Origin of the sequence: Rhizobium herbae (assembly GCF_019511375.1) — a bacterium.
Classification (GTDB): domain Bacteria; phylum Pseudomonadota; class Alphaproteobacteria; order Rhizobiales; family Rhizobiaceae; genus Pararhizobium; species Pararhizobium herbae_A.
On the sequence record NZ_JAEUAO010000006.1, the window covers coordinates 252,704 to 272,374 of the forward strand.

At 61.8% G+C, this 19,671-nt stretch carries 9 protein-coding genes; all 9 read right to left on the reverse strand.

The features are described from left to right. Positions 1–3 precede the first annotated feature (3 nt). The 9 genes from JNB71_RS21930 to JNB71_RS21970 all read right to left on the reverse strand — a co-directional run bounded on the left by JNB71_RS21930 (position 4) and on the right by JNB71_RS21970 (position 19,509). Positions 4–2,187 (reverse strand): tetratricopeptide repeat protein, encoded by a 2,184-nt coding sequence (locus JNB71_RS21930; protein ID WP_220373896.1) that lies wholly within the window; start codon positions 2,185–2,187, stop codon positions 4–6. Further along, positions 2,184–3,233 (reverse strand): glycosyl hydrolase family 8, encoded by a 1,050-nt coding sequence (locus tag JNB71_RS21935; protein WP_220373897.1) that lies wholly within the window; start codon positions 3,231–3,233, stop codon positions 2,184–2,186. Before JNB71_RS21935 ends, JNB71_RS21930 begins: the two co-directional genes overlap by 4 nt. Continuing rightward, positions 3,233–5,566, reverse strand: a complete 2,334-nt coding sequence (locus JNB71_RS21940; protein WP_220373898.1) for a cellulose biosynthesis cyclic di-GMP-binding regulatory protein BcsB — start codon at positions 5,564–5,566, stop codon at positions 3,233–3,235. The genes JNB71_RS21935 and JNB71_RS21940 overlap by 1 nt, the downstream gene beginning before the upstream one ends. After that, the gene (gene bcsA, locus JNB71_RS21945) at positions 5,563–7,749 is read right to left on the reverse strand and encodes a UDP-forming cellulose synthase catalytic subunit (protein ID WP_220373899.1); all 2,187 of its coding nucleotides are present in this window, start codon (positions 7,747–7,749) and stop codon (positions 5,563–5,565) included. Before bcsA ends, JNB71_RS21940 begins: the two co-directional genes overlap by 4 nt. A gap of 104 nt (positions 7,750–7,853) precedes the next feature. Further along, positions 7,854–8,777: a cellulose biosynthesis protein BcsN gene (bcsN, locus tag JNB71_RS21950; RefSeq protein WP_222857376.1), complete on the reverse strand. Its 924-nt coding sequence runs from the start codon at positions 8,775–8,777 to the stop codon at positions 7,854–7,856. Between the two features lie 182 nt (positions 8,778–8,959). Beyond that, positions 8,960–11,044 carry a penicillin-binding protein 1C gene (gene pbpC / locus JNB71_RS21955; protein ID WP_220373900.1) on the reverse strand — a complete coding sequence of 695 codons (2,085 nt, stop codon included), beginning with the start codon at positions 11,042–11,044 and terminating at the stop codon, positions 8,960–8,962. Further along, positions 11,044–16,491: an alpha-2-macroglobulin family protein gene (locus JNB71_RS21960; protein WP_220373960.1), complete on the reverse strand. Its 5,448-nt coding sequence runs from the start codon at positions 16,489–16,491 to the stop codon at positions 11,044–11,046. Before JNB71_RS21960 ends, pbpC begins: the two co-directional genes overlap by 1 nt. A gap of 209 nt (positions 16,492–16,700) precedes the next feature. Next, entirely contained in the window at positions 16,701–17,870 is a 1,170-nt protein-coding gene (gene ssuD, locus JNB71_RS21965; protein WP_220373901.1) for an FMNH2-dependent alkanesulfonate monooxygenase, read from the reverse strand. 241 nt (positions 17,871–18,111) lie between these two features. Next, on the reverse strand, positions 18,112–19,509 hold the full coding sequence (locus JNB71_RS21970) for an FAD/NAD(P)-binding protein (protein WP_220373902.1): 1,398 nt from the start codon (positions 19,507–19,509) through the stop codon (positions 18,112–18,114). Positions 19,510–19,671 lie beyond the last annotated feature (162 nt).

Genomic DNA, 19,671 nt, shown 5'->3' on the forward strand with positions numbered 1-19,671 from the left:
CGTTCAATCGTTTCCATGGAATATCTCATGGATAATGGCAACTCCACGCTGGCCATCCGTATTGCCGATCGCGGCCAGGGCTTCGAAGACCCGACGGGCGTCGCCATATCGCTTCAATTTCAGATAGGCATAGCCGCGCAGGGCCATCAGGTCCGTCCTTTCCGGCGTGATCTGTTTCAGCTGGTCGAGTGCAAGCAAGGTTTCCCGCGGGCGGCCCGCATCGAAGGCGGCGACGGCCTTGTCGGCCAGGATGGCTGTCTGCAGTTCAAGAACGCGTTGGCGGTTCTGCGGCGCCCTGACTGCCGCGACGGCAGCCTTGCTCGCCAATCCGGAACGCAGATAGGCCAGGCTCTGCCCATAAGCCGCGTCCTGGCGCGTTTTCGCCGACGCGCCGAGCAGGCCGACCTCGAAAGCAGCGGCTGCCTCCATCGGCCTGTTCAGCTCCATCAGGCACCAGCCGCGCGCCAACGCTGCATCCGGAGAAAGCGTTTGCGGGTTGATCGTCGTCCTGCAGCCCCGCACGGTTACAGCGCTTCTGCGCTCGCGGGGTCGAACGGCGGTCTCCGGACGGACATGGCCCCGGGGCCCCTTGGAAACTGCATCTATTCGCGCGGCGGGGCGGGTCCCGAATTGGGTCGTTGCCGTTTCCTCCGCATGCGGCAGCCCTTTCCGGGAGGTTTCGGGTTCTCTTTCCTCTTCGCCAAGTTTGGCGATGCGCTCCGAGCGTCCCGCCCAGAGACGCTGGATCTCGGAAACGCCCTTCATGTCGTTTAGCTGCAGGTAAGTGATCGCCAGCCCGTAGGCGGAAGGCTCGTCATCCAGCTTCCAGCCAAGCGCGGTCTTGAACCATTGCACCGCCGTCTGCGGCTGGTTCAGGGCACGCGCGTACCAACCGAACTGTTGCGCCGTTGCCGCGTCGCGCGACGTGATCACCTCTGAGGCGATCCTCTTCAGGACTTCTGCCGAGATCGGAATCGGTGGATCAACTGCAAGCAGGTTTGTGGTCGCAGCCAGGTACACCGCTTTCGCCTCCTTCGAGGCGTCGCGCCAGCGATACATCACTGTTTCGGCTTCGAGAGGCATGTTGCGATCGATCAAGGTCAGCGCCAGCCCCTGTGAGGCGGAAGCGGAATCCTCCTTGTCGCGGGCGCGCCGGAACCATTTTTCGGCGGCCTCCATGTCACCGCGCCGCAGATGATACCAGCCGAGCAACAGGGCGTCGGAGGCAAGGCCGCCAGTTTCGGCAAGCCGCTCGACGCGCGAAACATACTGGGGCGGCACGACACTCTTGCCGTCGGCATTGGCCTCGGCAACGAACCGGCGCGCAAGCTCGTCTCGGATGCTGTCGAATTCCGGCTTGCCATCCGGCGTCGTCTTCTCCTTGGTCAGGAGCTCCTCGACCGTTTTCAAGGGCAGTAGATCCGCTGCCTTCTGGATGGTGGCCAGACGTTCGGCGGGATTCTGGCAATTGCTCAGGATGTAGGTATAGGCGTCCGTTGCCCGCTGCGACTTGCCGGTTCGGAAAAGTGCCTCGGCAACGCGCCAGAGAACATCGACCTCGCTGCATGTCAGCAGACTGGTCGTCTCGGCGCCGATGCGCACGACCGTCTCGTATTGCTTGAGATCGGATGCATTGATCAATCGCAGCCGCGCCTCGGCCACACTCAACCGTTCGAGCAGATCCGCAGCTGGTTGCCAGGCGGGATCCGCAGCTTGCCTTTCCGCGATCGCTTTGCGGACTTCGGCGTAGCGTGCCTGCGAATAGAGCTGCCACATCGTCTCTAGCTGCTTGTCTTCGTTTGGCGGAACGGCCAGAGGGTCTTTGGGCGGAGTCCAATCGGGATAGAGCGCCTTCAGGCGCGAGATTTCCGCCTGCAGCCGTGCGGTATCCCCCTGGCTTGCGAAGTAGCGTAGGGCGCTTTCGTCAACCTCGGATGCAGTCGCCGCCGTAACCACGGTATCAAGCGGAGGCTGGGAAGGCCGCTTGATTTCCCGAAATATCGGCGGCTTTTCCTCGGCGGCCTGTAGGGATCGCTGTAGTTGCGGCTGGCCCAACGGCAGAGCGGAGCCGTTTTCACCCACAGGCGAAAGGGATTGAACCATATTCCTCACATAATCGGGTTTCTTCATGCCGACGATGCCGACGGCCGCGATGATCGCTGACAATGCGATAATGGACGGCTTCATAAGCACTCCGGATGCTTTGCAGCAACGAAAGACAACCCCAATAAGTGGAGCGTCGAAGGATAATACAGCGTTGGCGTGAACTGCTTTACATCCGCCGGCAACGCTGTCTTGTCCACCACACAGGCCAGAATATGGTTAACAATTCGATAACCGCGGTCCGTAAGATTGCTTCTGGTTGCACCAGAATTCAAATCTACAATTGCTATCGCGCCGTTGGCGCCGGACGTGGCTTGTCGAAATCTTGAAAGAAGTTGCCGGTCCGTGACGCCGCCTCGAACGAGATAGAGCGGTATGCGCAGCGCATTATACCCATATTCAGCCGGAAATCCGGAGGCGGGCTTCGGGTTGGGTTCTAGGGAAATCCAGTCGGCGGGCAGTTGTTTCGGGCCGAAACGAAGCTGATCGACAAATGCGATCCCATCGTTGCGCAATTTTCCCCAAGCCGGCGACGGCGCCAGTTGGTCAAGAACAGGAAAGGCCTCGAAAATCCAGTAGGACGGGTTGATGATCGGGCCGTCCTTGCGGTCGCCGGCCGAAAAGCCCATGGCGCCAGGCAGCAACAGCGTCCGGCCGCCTTCCTCGACAACGGTCTTTGCAAGAATGGCGCGGGCGATGGCTGCTGCGGCCGCCGTATAGTCCCTGCGGCCCCATTGCTGGCCGGCAATGCCCAGCGCGTAGGCGATCAGGATATCGCCATCGGTCGCATTGTTGATATCGGTGACATGCGGCCTGGCGCCTGGGCTCCATTTCCAGGCGGCAAGGCCGTCATTGCGCAGCACAAGCTCGGTGCGCGTAAAAGTCCAGATCAACTCGAAATCCGCCGGACTACCGGCCAGGACCGACAGCAGCAGGCCATAGCCCTGCCCCTCGCTGTGGCTGATATTGCCGTTCCCGTCGTCAATGATGCGGCCACCGGGATCGAGAAATTTTGCCTTGTAGGCTTGCCAGGCTTCGGTGCTGATCATCGGCTGTTGTGCCTCGGCCGCAGGCGCCTGCAGGCAGAGAGTAAAAATGCCTGCGAGGAGCGCTGCAAGCAGTTTTCCCATTATTCCCGTCGCCCGAGATTGTTGAGCAGCATGGCGGTTGCAAGTCCCAGCATAACGCCCAGTCCTGCCAGCAGCACGGCATAGGTCAGAATGTTGGTCGAGAGCCAGTTGGCGGCGATCAGCCGGTAGTTTGAAAGGGAGGCTGGCTGGGTCTCGACGAAATCGAAGTCATTGATAGGTACGGTATCGATCGTTTTGGTGCCACGCGCGTAGGTGGTGATATGACCGGCCAGCTGTCCCCAGCTGTCCTGCGTGCTTACGGCCTGCACGCCATCGCGCAGGTCCTTGCCTGTCGGTGCCGTCACCAGGGACCACGTGCCGCTGCCGTCGGGGCTTGCGCCTTGGGCGACCAGCAGCGTCGTTTCACGCGAGGGCGCAAAGCTCTTCTCGGATACCGACGCGAAACGCAACGACGAAAAGGAAATGTCGAAATTCTCCTTCACCCAATCCTCGAACCCGGCAATCCAGCCGGCGAAAGTGCCGCCGCGCAGTTTTTCCCGCCACGCGTCAAGCGCTACTTCGGTGTTGACGCCGCCCTGCCCGTCCGTGCCCGATCCCCATGTGGTACGGCTTGTTTGGTCGATATTCATCTGCGTCAGAACCGTTTCCGGCATTTGCGAAAGGGCACCGATGAAGATTGCGCTTCGGTTGCCGATCAATGCCGCAGACGCCACGGTCTCCACCGGGATCGGGTGGCCGGCGCCAACCGCCAGCCGCCCGAGAAATGTCGCCGTCGCCGATAGCGTATCGGCATCGATGCGATCAAGGTAGAGGCGCGTGGCATCCTGGCTTCTACCATAGGGAAAACCGGTGCCGGCGGATGCGGCGAGATTGGGCAGTTGGGCGATGCGCGCAAAGTCGGGCATGTGGAATTCGGAGCTGTCAAACAGCGCAAACCGCGGCGTTTCAGAACCGGTCGCGCCGGGTGCGCAGAGCTTGTCATCCTCGGACTCGAGCATGGCTTCGATTGCGATCGTATTCACGCCCGGACGAAAATGCCGCATCGTCACGTTGATCGGAAGATGCCTGAGGATGCCACCGCCGGACGATGCAATCGGCACGGTCGATGCAATATTTCCATTGACGTATACGTCGATGTGGCTGCCGGGCACAACGGCTGGGGAGTAGGCGGCGTCGAGAAGGATGACCGCTTCGCCATAGGCGTTGGCGTAGAAATCCGCCGGAACGCCGACCGTGAAATCCGTCCGAAACCGCCGGCCAGAAAATTCTTCGGTCTTGAAGCCGAGCTGGGAGAACTGCAGCCGCGTATCGGAGAAAAGGAAAGGCGCGTCGGGAGAGCGCCACCTCTGTGTGGTTATGGCGTCGCGGCGGACTGCGGGACCGTTGACCTCGGTGGGTGCAACGATACTCTCGATGGCCGCGCCGATCGCCTGCCATGTCGGCCCGCTGACGACAAGCACCGGCGAGCCGGTCCCCGGATCTTCGACGAAACCGGCGAGGGGGCCTGCACTGGCGGCGGCGGGCAAGGCGGCAAGGAGGGGCTGAAGCTCGGCGGGCGTGCCAACGAGCACCGCCAACTCGCCCGCCTTTGCTTCAGCCGTGCTGCGCGTGTCGAAGGAGAAGGACTGGTTCGGCATGCCGGCGAGAACAGCCAGCCCCTGGGCAAGCCGCATCAAGGGTATCGTCGTGCTGGGCTGATCCAATGCGGGCACGACGAAATTGAACCGGGTGAGGCCATCGTCGTCAACGCCAATCGCCCGGATATCGTCAAGGCTCCGGAACCCGCGCGCCTCGCTGCCCGAAAAGTTGAGAAAAGTCTTTTCGGAATCTACGTTCGACCAGAGCTGATAGGTCGATTGGATCGTACAGTCCGTACGGTGACGCTGGTCTGCGTGGATGCGGATCAGGTTCGAGCCGGGCTTGAGCAGATCCTTCGGCACGGTAAAGCTCAAGTCGGAAACGGTATCGGCGGACCGAACGGCTTCGTCGGCGATCTTCGTGCCGTTGATCTCGACTGAAAGACGCGACACTTCCGGCGCGACGAAAATCGAGTTCTGATAACCGAGATTGAACTTTGCCCCGGTCCCCGCCTGCTGTGGCGTCAGATACACAGACCAGACCAGGCCCGCGGTTTCCCCATTGAGATGCAGATTGCCGTTTGGCAGAAGGTAGCGCTTGAACGCTTCGGCTTCGGGCGGTAGGGCGACCGGTGTCTCGACCACAGGCCGGGAAGCCGGCTCGTCCCCTGTCCAACCGTCGATCGGTGCGTCCGACGCCGGCCGCTCCGGCGTCATGTCGAAGGGCGCCTGAGCGCGAACCGGCAGATTGTGCGATACAAGCAGGATCAATGCCAGCAGAGCGGTCCTCGTCATCGTTTCGCCTCCGCAGCCAAACGGGCCTTGTCTCTCGCCCCTGGACTGCTGAAGAAATAGATGATTCCGCGGCTGGTCTGATAAAGGGCAAGCCCGAGGAACCAGATGGTTCCACGCAGCAAACCCGGATTTCCGCGGCGCGACATCTGAAACTGCGTCCACTGCTGCGAATTCGCGAAAATGAGATCGGCGATCAGGCTGTGGTCGCGTGCTGCCTCCGGCAGGTAAAGGCAGCCGACGGTGACGATATCGCCGGCGACCTGTGTGTTACGGACCGCCACCGGCAATATTTCCTCATGACCGCTGCTGTATGGCGTGAAGCGGATCAGGCCGCGCTTGTCCAACGGCAAGGTCCCCAGGTTCTTCGCATAAACATTGACGCGAGCGCCATTGACGGAAACGTTATCGATTGTGGCCGGGTACCATTGCTCGTCAAGCCCGAATTCGCATCGGCGCGCGACCTTGACCCTTCGGGTTGCCGTCAATTCGCCCCGCTCGGAGACAACCCCGAGCCCGCAGCCGGCAAGGAGAAGGTTGAGGAGGTTCCAGCCACCGACGACCAGGGTGACGTCGGCCTTGTAAGGTTCCGTGTAGACCCGGTAGGCAGTCACCAGGACGGCGAGCAACAACACGGCGAAGATAACAAAGAATGGTCGGCTGATTTCCGACAGCCGGCTGACGAGGACGGATTCGTCCTTGGCGGTCACCTTGAAACTCGGCTTCCGGGGGTTGACGATGGCCGAGACGACGGCCGGCAACAGGTGGATCGTCTGCACATATTCGTAGAGCTCGGAAATCCAGGGCCAGCGAAACGATCCGTAGAGATAGTTCTGCATCATCAGGTTTACGAGCATATAGGCAAGGGTATAGCCGAGGAACTCGCCGCCCGATGCCATGAAGATCTCCAGGTCGAAGAACAGGTAGAAAAGCGGCGCAAAAAGGAAGATCGTGCGCGGAAAGGGGAAAAGCCAAAAGAGGGTCGATGACATGTAGCAGAGCCGCTGCGGGATCGACAGGCCGCGCTTCAGCAGCGGGAAGCGGAACCGCAGGATTTGCATCATGCCCTGCGCCCAGCGGCTGCGCTGGCCGATGAAGCTGGCAAATGTCGCCGGCTGCAGACCGGCAATCAGCGGCCGGTCGACATAGACGCTGTTCCAGCCGCTGGCGTGCAGCGCGATCGCCGTTTCGCAGTCTTCCGTGATGCTGAGGCCGCTGAAGCCGCCGGTCTGGTCAAGCGCCTGCCGCCGCAGCACGGCGGCGGAACCACAGAAAAAGGAAGCGTTCCATTTGTCCAGGCCGCGCTGGATGATGCCGTAGAACATCTCGTTCTCGCTCGGCATCCTTTCGAAAGTCCGCAGATTGCGTTCGACGGGGTCAGGATTGAGAAAGAAATGGGGTGTCTGAACGAGGAACAGCTTGGGATCGTCCTCGAAATAGCCTACCGTCTCGAGCAGGAAATCCCGGGTCGGGGCGTGGTCAGCATCGAAGACCGCAATCAACTCGCCGGTGGAATGCCGCATGCCGTTGTTGAGATTGCCGGCCTTGGCATGCTCGTTGCGATCACGGGTCAGATAGCGGACGTCGAGATCGTTGCAGAGTATCTGCAGTTCCTGATGCCGGGCCTTGGCCATCTGGTCTTCGAGAAGGTTCGGCGACGTCCGCTTTTGCAGCGTGCCACCGTCATCGAGAAGCCAGACAGTTAGCTTCTCGGCCGGATAGTCCATGGCTTTCGCAGCCGCCAGCGTGTTGGCGAGAAGCTCGGCATCCTCATTATAGCTGGGGACGAAGACATCGACGCTCGGATATTTCCCTTCCGATGCGGCGCGCGACGGCCGCGGCGGCAGCGGCATCGAAACGACGAAAAGGCTGAGGCCCAGCATCATGACGCTGTACATTTCGGCTAGGTAGAGCAGAAAGCCAGGAATGAAATTTTCGAGCTGGTTGAACGGCGGCAGTGTGCTGGTCGTGCGCCAGTAAACATAGCGCATGACAATGGCTGTGCCGAAGGCAAGCGCGGTAAGCCGCCACGTCCCTTCCGCCCGCAATATCTTGATAACCGCCATGAAGGTGACGACGGCAATGCTGGCGATCAGTTGCGTTTGCAGGTTGATCGGCAGGGTAACCAGTGCAATCACGCCGAGGGACGTGATGATCCAGGAAAGGATAATGGCTACCTTGCGCATGGTGGATGCCCTTGAGGAGACCGCCCGGTGACAAGCCGTTCATGGCGGAGGCCCTTAAAACGCCATGGTCAACTCACTGAGATCAGCAATTGACCATGTCGAGGTTACTTGCACTGCGTGGTACCTTCAGACTGTGTCATACAGTCCGGCGAAGGAACAACGACGCCCCCTATATCCGTGCCCGTTGGTAAAGGAACCGTTTCACTCGAAGACGCTTGTCTCGCGGTCTCGACCTTCTCCACGCCAACGGCTTGCGATTGCCGGACGAAGGGGCGAGGCTTCGTCACTTCCACAGCAACGATGGCAGCGTCGCGCAGCTCCTCCCTTTTCGGATAGATCGGGTTTCCGGTCCGGCCCAAGGTCGGATCAACGCTCGGCGGTTCGCCATAGGGGTTCCATCCCGCTGCATTGAACGCGCCCCGAATGGTGTAGCCGTACATTGTACCGAGCAGCTTCTCTTCGCTCGCGCCATCTTCGCAAAGACGAAGGCGGACCTGGATCGTGCCGCGGTTCTGGAAGACCGTCCTTGCTTCGTCGGGCGAGCGGATCTGCTGCCAGGCATACAGACAGGCATCATTGCCATGACCGCGGCCGTAGGCATAGCTGAAAGGCCCGTAATTGTTCTGCAGGTAGAGCGGCGACTGGGCTAGGGCAACGCCTGGAAGCTCTCGGCGCATTTCCTTGGCAATGTCGCTCGCCCTGACAGAGGAATAGCCAAGCGCCTTCTGACCATCCATCTGCAGGCCGACCGGTCCGAACATCTGTACGCGAAGGACGTTTTGCCCCGGCGTCGATGCAGAGGTAAACAGAAGGATGTCCTGCTGCGTGCTGTTGCTGAAACGGCGCTCGACGATGCTGACGACCGCCGGACCGCCGGGCGGCGGCAGTGCAAAGGCTGTCTCCTCAGGGACCGTCACTGCCGTATCGGACAGCCGCACGCCGTCGCGCGCGCCGCAACCGGCAAGACTGAGCGTCAGAATGATGCCGGCAAGCGCATACCGTGACGTTGGGATTTCTGCAGAAGACAATGAGCCCCCGTCTGTTTCCTGGCAGGAGGATCGCGGCGCATTTTCGAATCAAGCCGGGCCGAATCACAAGCCTATTGATAAATCATGCGCTTGCCTTCGTGAATCCCAATTCACCACGACGCACAGTTGAAGATGTGAAGACGCTCGCCTGTGCCGCCCGTATCGACAGCGCAACAGTCTATCTAGTCAAGGAAGACGCGAACGCTCGCGGCGCGGCCCGCCGCATCGATAACCGTCAGCGTCGAGTAACCGGCTCCATCGGGAACCCATTGATTGATGCGACGCCGGGATGTTTCCGGCAGCGGCTTGCCGTTTGCCAGCCAGCGGAAAGGTGCCCTTCCGCCCTGCAGCTTGAGGACCAATGGCATGGGGGTACCTGCTGTATCGACCCCGAGTTCGACGCGGGCTCCTTCCGGGGGATAGACGATCTGCGGCGCCGGCTCACGGACGACCGCAGAGACGAGCCCATTGGAGTTCAGCGAGAACCGCCGCTGGCTGATCGGCAACTCGGACTGGGCGAGCCGTGTCGCGCCTGCAGGCGCGCGCGGTAGCGGTGTTGTCGCGACGCCGGATTTGGCGAACCCTTCGAACAGGATGGGTGCTGCCGAACCGTAGCCGGTCAGGCCGGGAACAGCCCCATTGTCCGGCCGGCCGACCCAGACTCCAAGCACGTGGCGGCCGTCGAATCCGACAGACCAGGCATCGCGGTAGCCGTAGCTCGTGCCGGTCTTATAGGCGATGCCACGCTGGACGGCTCCAGCAGGTGGCAGCACGCCTGACAAGACATCGGTGATCTGCCAGGTCGCGACCGGATCGAGGAGCAGCTCGCCTTCGATCTGTCCCGGCTGGTCCTGAATGCCGTCGCCAAGCCGTATCGGCTGGCCCCGGTTTGAAAGCGCCGCGTAGAGCTGCACAAGGTCCTTCAGGGTGACACCCAGCCCGCCGAGCCCGATCGCAAGGCCAGGAGCCTCGTTGGGAGGCAGAACCGGCCTGACTTCCGCTCGGCGAAAACGCATCATCATCCGGCTTGGACCGACAGCGTCCAGCAGCCGGACAGCCGGCACGTTCAGCGACAGCTGGAGGGCCTGGCGGATGCTGACGTCACCCTGATAGGTCATGTCGAAATTGCGCGGGCGGTAGCCGAAGAAATCCGCGGGACGGTCCTCAATGATCGTTTCTTGCGAGACAAGCCCCTCCTCGAAGGCGAGGCCATAGATAAAGGGTTTTAGCGTCGACCCGGGCGAGCGGGAAACACGCGTCATGTCGATCCAGCCGGAGCGGCTGGCGTCGAAATAATCGGCAGACCCGACCTCGCCGACGATCTCGCCGGTGCGCGCGTCGGCCATGACCATGGCGATCGAAACTTTGGGTCCGAGTTTTGCCGCAGCGTCCCTCGCGACTGTCTCAAGCGCTTTCTGAATGGGCCGTCTGAGCGTCGTCTGGTGCCGCGCGCCGTTCGGCTGTTTGCGCAAGGCGGCTTCCGCTACGTGGGCGGCATGGGTCGGAAGCTGCAGGCGGCGTTCCGGCACGGCGACCGCAGCGGCGCGCTCCGCCTCCCCTTCGCCGATCACGGCTGCCACAGCCATGCGCATCAAAACACGTTGGCGAGCCGCTTCGGCGGCCTTCAGATGGCGGTCAGGCCGGCGCTTTTCCGGCAGTTGGGGCAGCGCTACAAGCAGGGCAGCTTCCGACACGGTCAGGCGCCGCGGCTCCTTGCCGAAATAGGCAAGGCTTGCGGCGCGGATGCCCTCGAGATTGCCGCCATAGGGCGCATGCGTGAGGTAGAGATCGAGGATCTCCGTCTTGCTCAGGCGCCGCTCGATCTGAATGGCGCGGGCGAGTTGTCGAAGTTTTGCGTTAAACGACCGCCCCTCGCGCGGCTCGATCAGGCGCGCCACCTGCATCGACAGCGTTGAAGCGCCCGAAACGATCCGTCCATGCGTCGCAAACTGCCAGGAGGCACGCATCAGTGCCCAGGGATCGACACCCTTGTGTTGCCAAAAGCGTTGATCCTCATAGGCAACAAGCATGCGGACGAACTGCGGATCGACATCCTTTGCCGTCGTCTTCAGCCGCCAGCGACCCTCATGCGTCGCGAAAGCGCGCAACAGCTGGCCATCGGCGTCGAGTACCTCGGCAGAGACGGTGCGCGCCTTCTCGAGCGGCGGTGGATAGGCACGGTCGGCTGCCTCCAGGCCAGCCAGCGCCGCCACGCCCAGAAGGGCGAGGCAGCAGAATGCAATGGAGGACGTGCGCCAGAGCGACATTATTCGACCGCCTGAACCTCCAAGCGCCCCATCGCCGTGCGCGCGGAAAACTGCGGCCGGTACATGTCCTCGATGCTGGCCGCCGGGTGGTCATAGATCCCCGGCGTGACGGCCCTTACGACATAGGCGACGGTGATCGCCCGGTCGTCGCCGCTCGACCGGTCGAAAGCCGCAACGAATCGGTCGCTGCGGAACTCTGTATGCGCGGCCTCGATCTCGCCGATCCATTCGAAGTTTGACAGCTTGGCGCTGTCGACGAGGCTCGGGTTGTCGATCTCGAAGCCCGCCGGCAGCAGGTCGGTGATCAGCACCCGCGACGGCCAGGCATTGCTCTCCGTGGCGTTGATGACGACCACATAGCGTTCGTTTTGTTTGGCCTGAGTGATGTTGGCTTCTTCGCCGTCCAGCGTGTAGTAGGTCCGCTGGATGGTGAAGCCATTGCCGCCGGCGGGCAGCGGAAAGGCGGGAGCCGCGACCGTGGTGACGACAGCGGTGACCGGATCGCTCGACCTGTTGCCGATCGTGATCGGCTGGTCGAGGATCGCATCGCCGGTGAGACGTGCCGCGTAACCGCCGCTACGCGTCGTTCCATTGATGTCAAGCTTCAGATCCTGGTCGCCGCCCTGAATGGCGCGGGCGGCAAGCAGAGTCCACATCTGCTCCTGCGTGCTCGTATAGGAGGTGCGCTCCCATTCGCGCGCAACGATCTTGGAGAGTTGCGGAATGATCGCCGGCACCGGGCGGCTCTCGGCCGCCAGCGTCAGCACCGCGGCATCGTCGCGGAGCGGCGAACCGTAGTCGGAGCGATCGAGGATGCTGGTCTTCGTGTCCGCGGCCATCTGCAGCGCCTCTGCGAAAACGCTCTGGGAGCGTTGCGCATCGCCGTAAAGCGCGAGCGCTGCCGCCAGATGCCCCTTCGACAGCGGCGTCGGAAATTCATCAAGCTTGGTGTTGGCATAATAGCGCAAGTCGCTGATCGCGGCCTTGCGATTGCGCGCCAGCACATAGAGTGCATAGGCGATCTCGTTGCCCTGGCTCTTCACGTCAATTTCGTAGCTCAGGGCATTCTGCAGGTTGTCGAGCGCCTGCACCATGGCCTGATCGGACACCTGGTATTTCTGCTCGCGCGCCCGGGTCAGGAAGTCGGTGACATAGGCGTCCAGCCAGAGATCACCCGACCCCGGACCCCACAGGCCGAAGCTGCCGGTCGAGGACTGGTAGGACAGGACGCGGTAGATCGCTTCCTGCACCCGTTTCTGGACGTCCGTATCATCGGGCAGGCCGGACTGCTTCGAAAGCTCGCTCAGATAGAGCAATGGCAGCGCCCGGCTGGTCGTCTGCTCTGCACAGCCGTAGGGATAACGATCGAGTGAGGTCAGCAGCGCTGGGATATCGAAGGCGGCCGAGCGCGTCACGCTGATGCTGACGGCTGACCCCTGCAGCATGCTTTCCGCCAACAGCTCGCCATCCACCTTCAGGCTGGCATTGGGCTCGATGGTGACCGGATGACGTGTCGTCACCGGCAGCGCAGCTGGGCGAACCGGAACGAAGACGGATTGCTGCAGCGACAACCCATCGGCGCTCGTCAGTTCGATCGAGATAGCGCCGCTGCCAGGATGAACGCCCGAGAGCGGCAGCGTCAGATCGAATTTGCCGCCCGGTTTGACGTTGAAGGTCTGCTCGGCTTGGGCCGAGTCGATAACGACAGAGGAGTTGCTGGTGACCTTGAGATTGAGGTCGCCGGCGGGACCGTCGGTATTGGCGATGTCCAGGCGCAGCTCTGCCTTGTCGCCGGGCGCCAGGAATTTTGGCAGGCTCGCCGTCACCACGACCGGATCGCGAATCACGACATCGGCACTGGCGTGGCCGACACCCCTCTTCGACCATGCAACCGCCATGACGCGGGCCGTGCCGTTGAATTGCGGGATGTCGAAACTGACGATCGCCTTGCCGCTGGCGTCGAGCTCGACGGGGCCGGAGAAAAAGGCCACAAGCTCCTGGGTCGGCGGGTTTCCCTGAAGCGGCAGCTGACCGCCGTCGCCCCCCGTGCGCAAGCGGCCGGTGGCACCGAGCGATCCATCGATCAGGCGCCCATAGAGATCGCGGATTTCGAGGCCGAGCTGCCGCTGGCCGAAATACCATCCTTCCGGATCGGGTACTTCGTATCGGGTCAGGTTGAGGATGCCGACATCAACGGCAGCAACGGTGACGTAGGCTCCTTCGCCCGCGCCTGCCCCGACAACTTCCACCGGGATGTTGAGGGTCTGGCGTGGCAATGTCTTTTCGGGCACGTCCAGCTTGACCGAGAGCTTGCGGTCGGCGGGATCGACGGTGAGCCATTTAATGCCGATGGCCCGCATCGGCATGCGGCTCTCCTGCGCGTCGCCGGGACGGTAGAGCGTCGCCGTCAGATAGACGCCGGCGCCGAACTCTTCAGTGATCGGAATATCAATCTCGCCACCTTCTGCGGAGATGGTCGCCGTCTTTGTGGCGATCAGCTTTTCCGAACCGATCGTGACCAACGCCTCGCCTGCAAACCGCGGCGAGATCCTGAGCTTGGCTGTGTCACCGACCGCGTAGTCCTGCCTGTCGAGCGCGATCTCCAGGCCGTCCGGCGTTTCCGTCGAAGTCGTCGCGACATACCAGCCTGAATCGAATTCGACGCTCGATGCCGGGCCGTCCATATCGGCGGTCTCGACTTCGAGTCGGTAGCGCCCCCAGCCGGCTGAAAGCGAAATCTCTCCCCCGTCCCTGGTGACATCGAGTTTGCCGGTCGAAACCTGTTTGGTCGAAATGACCGGCTCGTATTTCCAGGCGGAGCCGTCCCGGTACCACTGATAATCCTGCTCGACACGCAGCAGCTTCCAGATGAGGCCGGTTTTTGCCTGCTTTTCGCCATGCGCGTCGATCGCGATGACATGGAATTTGCCGACAGCGTTTTCCGCGAGGTCGCCGGTGAATTGCGGCTTGATGCCGATCATGTCGCCTTGCGGCCGAACGGGCAGGACCAGCGACCGCTCGACGGCACGGCCACCGGCCTCCTGAACGCGCACGGTGATGGTGGCGTTGAGCAGTTGAGTGGTCGACGGCGTCTCGGTCAGGTCGACATCGAAGGTCGCCTTGCCATCCTCGTCGAGCGGCACCAGTCCCTCGAGCGGCGTGCGGCTGTCCTCCGTTGCTTCCTCGTCGGCGAGGCCGAACGAATAGCCCTTGAACTCGGCGCTTTCGCGGGTCGGCTTCAGGCCGACTTCACCCTCGAGCTCGAGCCCTGCCGCCGGCGCGCCATAGAGGAAGCGGCCATCGACGGTCACCGGCGTCGGCTTGCCGACCTCGATCTGCTCGACGGCGCTCGCCAGATCGAATTCGACCCGATCCGGCACGAAATCATCCACCTGGAACTGCTTCTCGCTGATCGCTGTCCCCTTCGGGTCGGTAAAGACCTGCACGGTCCAGGTTCCGCGCATGGAATTCGGCTGCAGGGCGAGATCGAGCGTATAACCACCGGCCTGTCCGCCATCGCTGACGACGCGACGATCCTCCACCCCGTCAGGGCGCATGAAGATGAAGGTCAGCGGCAGTTTCTCGATCGCAACCGAGGCGCTGTCGCGCGCCAGGGCCGAGACATGCACGATCTCGCCCGCGCGGTAGATACCGCGTTCGGTCCATGTCAGGATGTCGATGGCGCCCGGGGCCGCGCGACCGGTGACGCCGCGGTCAGAGAGGTCGAAGCCGGCTCGGGTCAAGTCGAGGAAGACGAAATCATCCTTGCCGCCTTTTGCCGTGATGACCGCCGGGGTCATGGCGGCAGTGCCGCGCAGGAGACCGGCGTCGAAGGTGGCGCGACCATCGGCGTCGGTGGTCACCGTCCCGAGAATTTCGTTGTTCTTGGCGAGCAGCGTCAGTTCGACCCCGGGGATCTGCTTTGCCGACGCCAGGGACCTGGCAAAGACGCTCAGGCCATCGGTGCCGGAATAGGTGGACAGGCCGATATCGGAAACGACGAACCACTGCGTCGCCTGGCTGTCCCACTCGTTCGTCGCTCCGGTGGCAGTGACCGCGGTCAGCACGTAGACGCCGGGCTTGCGCTGCGGCAACGCCTCATCCACCGGGAAGCTCGTCACCACTTCCTTGTTTAGGTCGGTCGAAATATCGATCGAGCCCTGCCAGACCATTTCGCCGTTCTCGTCGCGGATGCGCTGAGCGCTGTATCCGTCGAGCTGGGTCAGGAACTGCGAGGATGTCAGCAGCGAGGCGATATTGCGGTCGCCGATGCGGTAGAGCTTGAGATTTGCGCTCGTCGTGTTGACCGAGACGATCGGAATGCCGCGCCGGGCGGTGCCGGGCAGCACAAAGCTGTCGCCGGTGAAGCGCACCATCGCTGCCCGGTCCGGAATGTAGACGTCGAGATTGACCTGGGTATCGAGCGGTTCGTCCGCGATCGAAGACGGCAGGCCCTGCCGGAAGGCCAGCTTGTAGCGCTGGCCATGGCTCAGGCCCTCGACGCAGATTTCGCTGCCCTTTGCCTCCAGCGCTTTAGGCGCTGCGCCATCGAGCGTGACAAAGGGCGTGTAATCCGTCTTTACCAGCGGCTCGGAGAACTGGGCGCAGACCCGTGGTACCGCGCTGTCGGAATCGATCGTATGGTCCGTGACGCGGAAACCCTGGCGGGTTTTCAGCTCGGCATAGGCGGCGCGAACCGTTTTTGTCTCGACGAGCGCGAGGCTCGCCTTGTAGGCACCAAGCGCTGCTCGGAAATTCTCCGAACTTTCGAGCGCCTTTGCCAGAACGGCGAGAGCGTCGGCGCGCGACTGGCTCGTGCGTGTCAACTGATAGCCGTTTATGGCCGCAAACGCGGCCTGGGTTGCGAAATCGGTATTGCCAAAGACGCGGTTGGCGGCGCGAGCAGCCTCTATCCACAGGGCACCATCATCGGGAAGGATCGCCAGGGCACCCTGGAAAGCTTTGAGGGCCGGGGCGATGTTGCCGGCCGCAAGTTCGCGATGGGCAGCCTCAATCAGGCCGTTGAGCCCTTGCCCTTCCTGATCCGCTTCCAGCGCGAGATTGTCCTTGGCTGCGCGGGCGCCGGCGAGCAACTGCTCGCTGAGAAATGGCAGTGCCGGCGGCGCACCGATGTCCGGCTCATTGGAGGAGGCTTCGACGATCTTGCCCGCAATCGCGCCATTGAATGTGTTCAGCTTGTTGTAGTCGGATTTGAGGAAACACCATTTCACCTTGGGATTGTAGGTGAAGGCGCGGCAGGCGGCGTCGGCGATGCAGACCTTTTCACATTGGCCGAGGGTGACGTTCTGCTCGGTGCGCAGGTCAAAGCCGAAATAGTCGCCGTTTTCCGTCGTCACCACATGCCGGCCCGTTTCCGCCGCATGGGTCGTGGGTGAAAATGCAAGGGCAGCGAAAATGATGGCTGAAAAGCGGATAAACGCGCGCATAGACATAAGTCCTCCCCAACGCTGCCGTTTTAAGCGGTTGTACTCTTCAGACTTGTCTGTCGTTTGTCAACCGAAACGGGCAGCGACCGATCTGTGGTCACTGCCCTGGTTAACGGTTGAACATCACAGTTTAATCGCAGGACACGTCATAAATATCCGCAACTCCCGATGTTCTTCAAGGAACGGCATTGGCTGTTGATGTCGGCTCGTCAGGACTGGGAAGCCTTGAGTGTCGGGCGATGATCTCCGGCGATGGTCTCGCCGAATGGACCGGTGTTGGCGCTGGGGGAATAGCTTTTCACGGGATGGTTGAGCGGCAGGTTCGGAAGCACCAGCTCTCCGAACTTGTAAGCTTCTTCCAGATGCGGATAGCCGGAAAGGATGAAGGTGTCGATGCCGAGCTGGCGATACTCGTCGATGCGCGCCTTCACCTGGTCGGGATCGCCGACGAGCGCCGTTCCCGCACCGCCGCGCACCAGCCCGACACCGGCCCACAAGTTCGGACTGATTTCCAGCTTGTCCTTGCGGCCGCCATGCAGCTTGCTCATCCGGCTCTGGCCAACTGAATCCATGCGCTGGAAGACCTTTTGAGCCGCCGCGATCGTGTCCTCGTCGACATATTTGATGAGCTCATCGGCCGCTGTCCAGGCTTCCTTTGCCGTCTCGCGGACAATCACGTGAAGCCGGATGCCGAAGGTGACCTCCCGGCCTTCGGCGTCCGCCAGCGCCCTCACCTCTGCGATCTTCTTCTCGACATCCTCCGGCGGCTCGCCCCAGGTGAGGTATTTGTCGATCGTGCGCGCCGCAACCTGCTGGCCGACGCCGGAAGAGCCGCCGAAATAGAGCGGCGGATGCGGATCCTGGAACGGCCGGAACAGAAGCTTCGCATCCTCGATGTCGAAATGCTTGCTCTTGACGGTCACGTCCTCGCCGCGCAGCACGGCTTTAAAGATGTCGAGGAATTCCTCGGTGACCTCATAGCGTTCCTCATGGGAATAGTGGATGCCGTCACCTTTGTTTTCTATCGGGTCGCCGCCGGTGACGACGTTGATGAGCAGACGTCCGCTCGATATCCGGTCAAGCGTCGCCGTCATGCGGGCGGCAAGTGTCGGGCTCAGCAGACCGGGGCGGACGGCGACGAGGAAGCGCAGCTTCTCCGTCAGCGGCGCCAGCGCCGAGGCTACGATCCAGCTGTCCTCGCAGCTTCGGCCGGTCGGGATCAGCACTCCGTAGTAGCCGAGATTGTCAGCGGCCTGGGCGATCTGTTTCAGATAGTTGATATCGACGTTGCGGCCGCCGACGGAGGTACCGAGATAACGGCTTTCTCCATGCGTCGGCAAAAACCAGAGAACGTTGATTTTTTCAGGAATGGCGCTCATGTGCAATTTTTCTCCAGTTCGTACGGCGGTGGCATTTCGGCTGCCAGTGTTTCCGGATACGACCTCGAGTACAAAATAATAATATCTATATATTTTATCGGTTACGGAAAATCCGTCCTCCGGCACGCCGTTCCTGAGGCGTTAAATTCAAGGGTGCAACCGAGGAAATCGGAGGGCCGGATCTCGACCGCGAACCAATGGCCGCGGCATCAGATCACCAGCAGAAGAGATCGAAAATCGGTCAGCCAGCCTGCAACTGCGGCCGCAATTGCGCGTTGACCAGTGTTGCGGCAGCGTACGCCTGTGTCACGATCTCCGGAACGAGATCGATATCCGGAAGCGACCCGAGACCGAGGGGGCCGATGGCGAAGAGACCGGCGGGCCTGCCCCTGGGTGTCAACAGTTCGCCCGCAGGATTGACCGCAAGACCAAGTCCGAGTTCATCCGTGGTTGCAAGACCGGCGGAAATCAGGTCGGCGATTACGGGGTCGTTCAAATCGGGAGACAGACAGCGACAGTCGATAACTTTGTCCGCGGGGAACTGCTCTTCGGCAGACTGACCGGCCCAGCGGACGACAAGTCCGCCGGGGATGTGCCTCAGCGTGGTCCCACGCTTCAATTGCGTCATGCCTCCGGCCAGTTCCCGTTCCAACCGTGCATGCACGTCCGCCGGGAGCCGGTTACGATGGCTGTCGTAGATGGCCCTGAGATGACGATTGAATTGCCGCTTCTCACTCGGCGGCAACGAGGCCCACAAGGTGCGGGCACGCTTGCGCAGGCCGTTCATCGCCGCCTGCCAGCTCCAGCCGTTTTCTTCGGCTTCCGCGCACGCATTGCGGACGAACCGGACGATATGGCGAAGCTGCGATGGCATCGGCTGAGACGGGAAGACAGCATCCGCGGGCATGCGAGTGTGTGGCTGCGGCAGGAACCCGCGGCGTGACAGGATCGTGATGCGGCCGGTAAATCCGCCGTCGCGCAGTTGCAACACCTGATCCACAGCCCGCAGGCCATTACCCATCACGACAACATGCTGAGCATTGCCGGACGATCCCGGCAGAGCGCCTCCACCATCGTGCTCGTTCGCCTCCGGTGGAGGAGCCTTCAACCCATAGCCGGTTGCCAGAACGACAGCGTCGCAAACGGCCTCGCTGCCGTTAGCCAGTCTCAGTGTGAACAGGCCATTGTCGTTGCGCTGGATTCTCGCAATGCCCTCATTGGACATCTGGACGCTCACATCCGTGCGCTGGGCCAGAGCTTCGGAAAATCGCTGATACACATAATCACTGAAGGTGGCCTTCGGCACGAAGATCTGGCCAAAGCCCGGGATCGCAGCGGAAACCGCTTCGCGAAAATGCGCGTTGGCCTGAAGCCAGCGGGTGAAATCCTTGGGTTCACCCGTCGAAACGGAGAGATCGCGGGCGCGGCTGTTCAGGATTTCGGTGGAGCGGGCCGTCGCCAGAGCTTGGCCGCCGCTGATGATCGGCTGCGGATCGAACATGCGCAAGAGGAACGGCTGGCTGACCGACTTCAGAAGAGCGATCGCCATCATCAGACCGGAAAAGCCGCGGCCCACGATGGCGATCTGCAGGGGCTGGCCGCCATAAGCGTTGGGCGACAAGAAACCGTGAACCGTCATATCATCCCCTCCCCGCGTCATGCGGCTGGATTGTTGAACCTTGGCACCGTCAGTCAACGGCAGTTCACAAATATACGGCATAGTCTATCTATTTAATCATTTTAACCACAAGCAGCACAGGTAGCAAGTCGTTTTCACGCACTGTAATTTTTCGATATATTT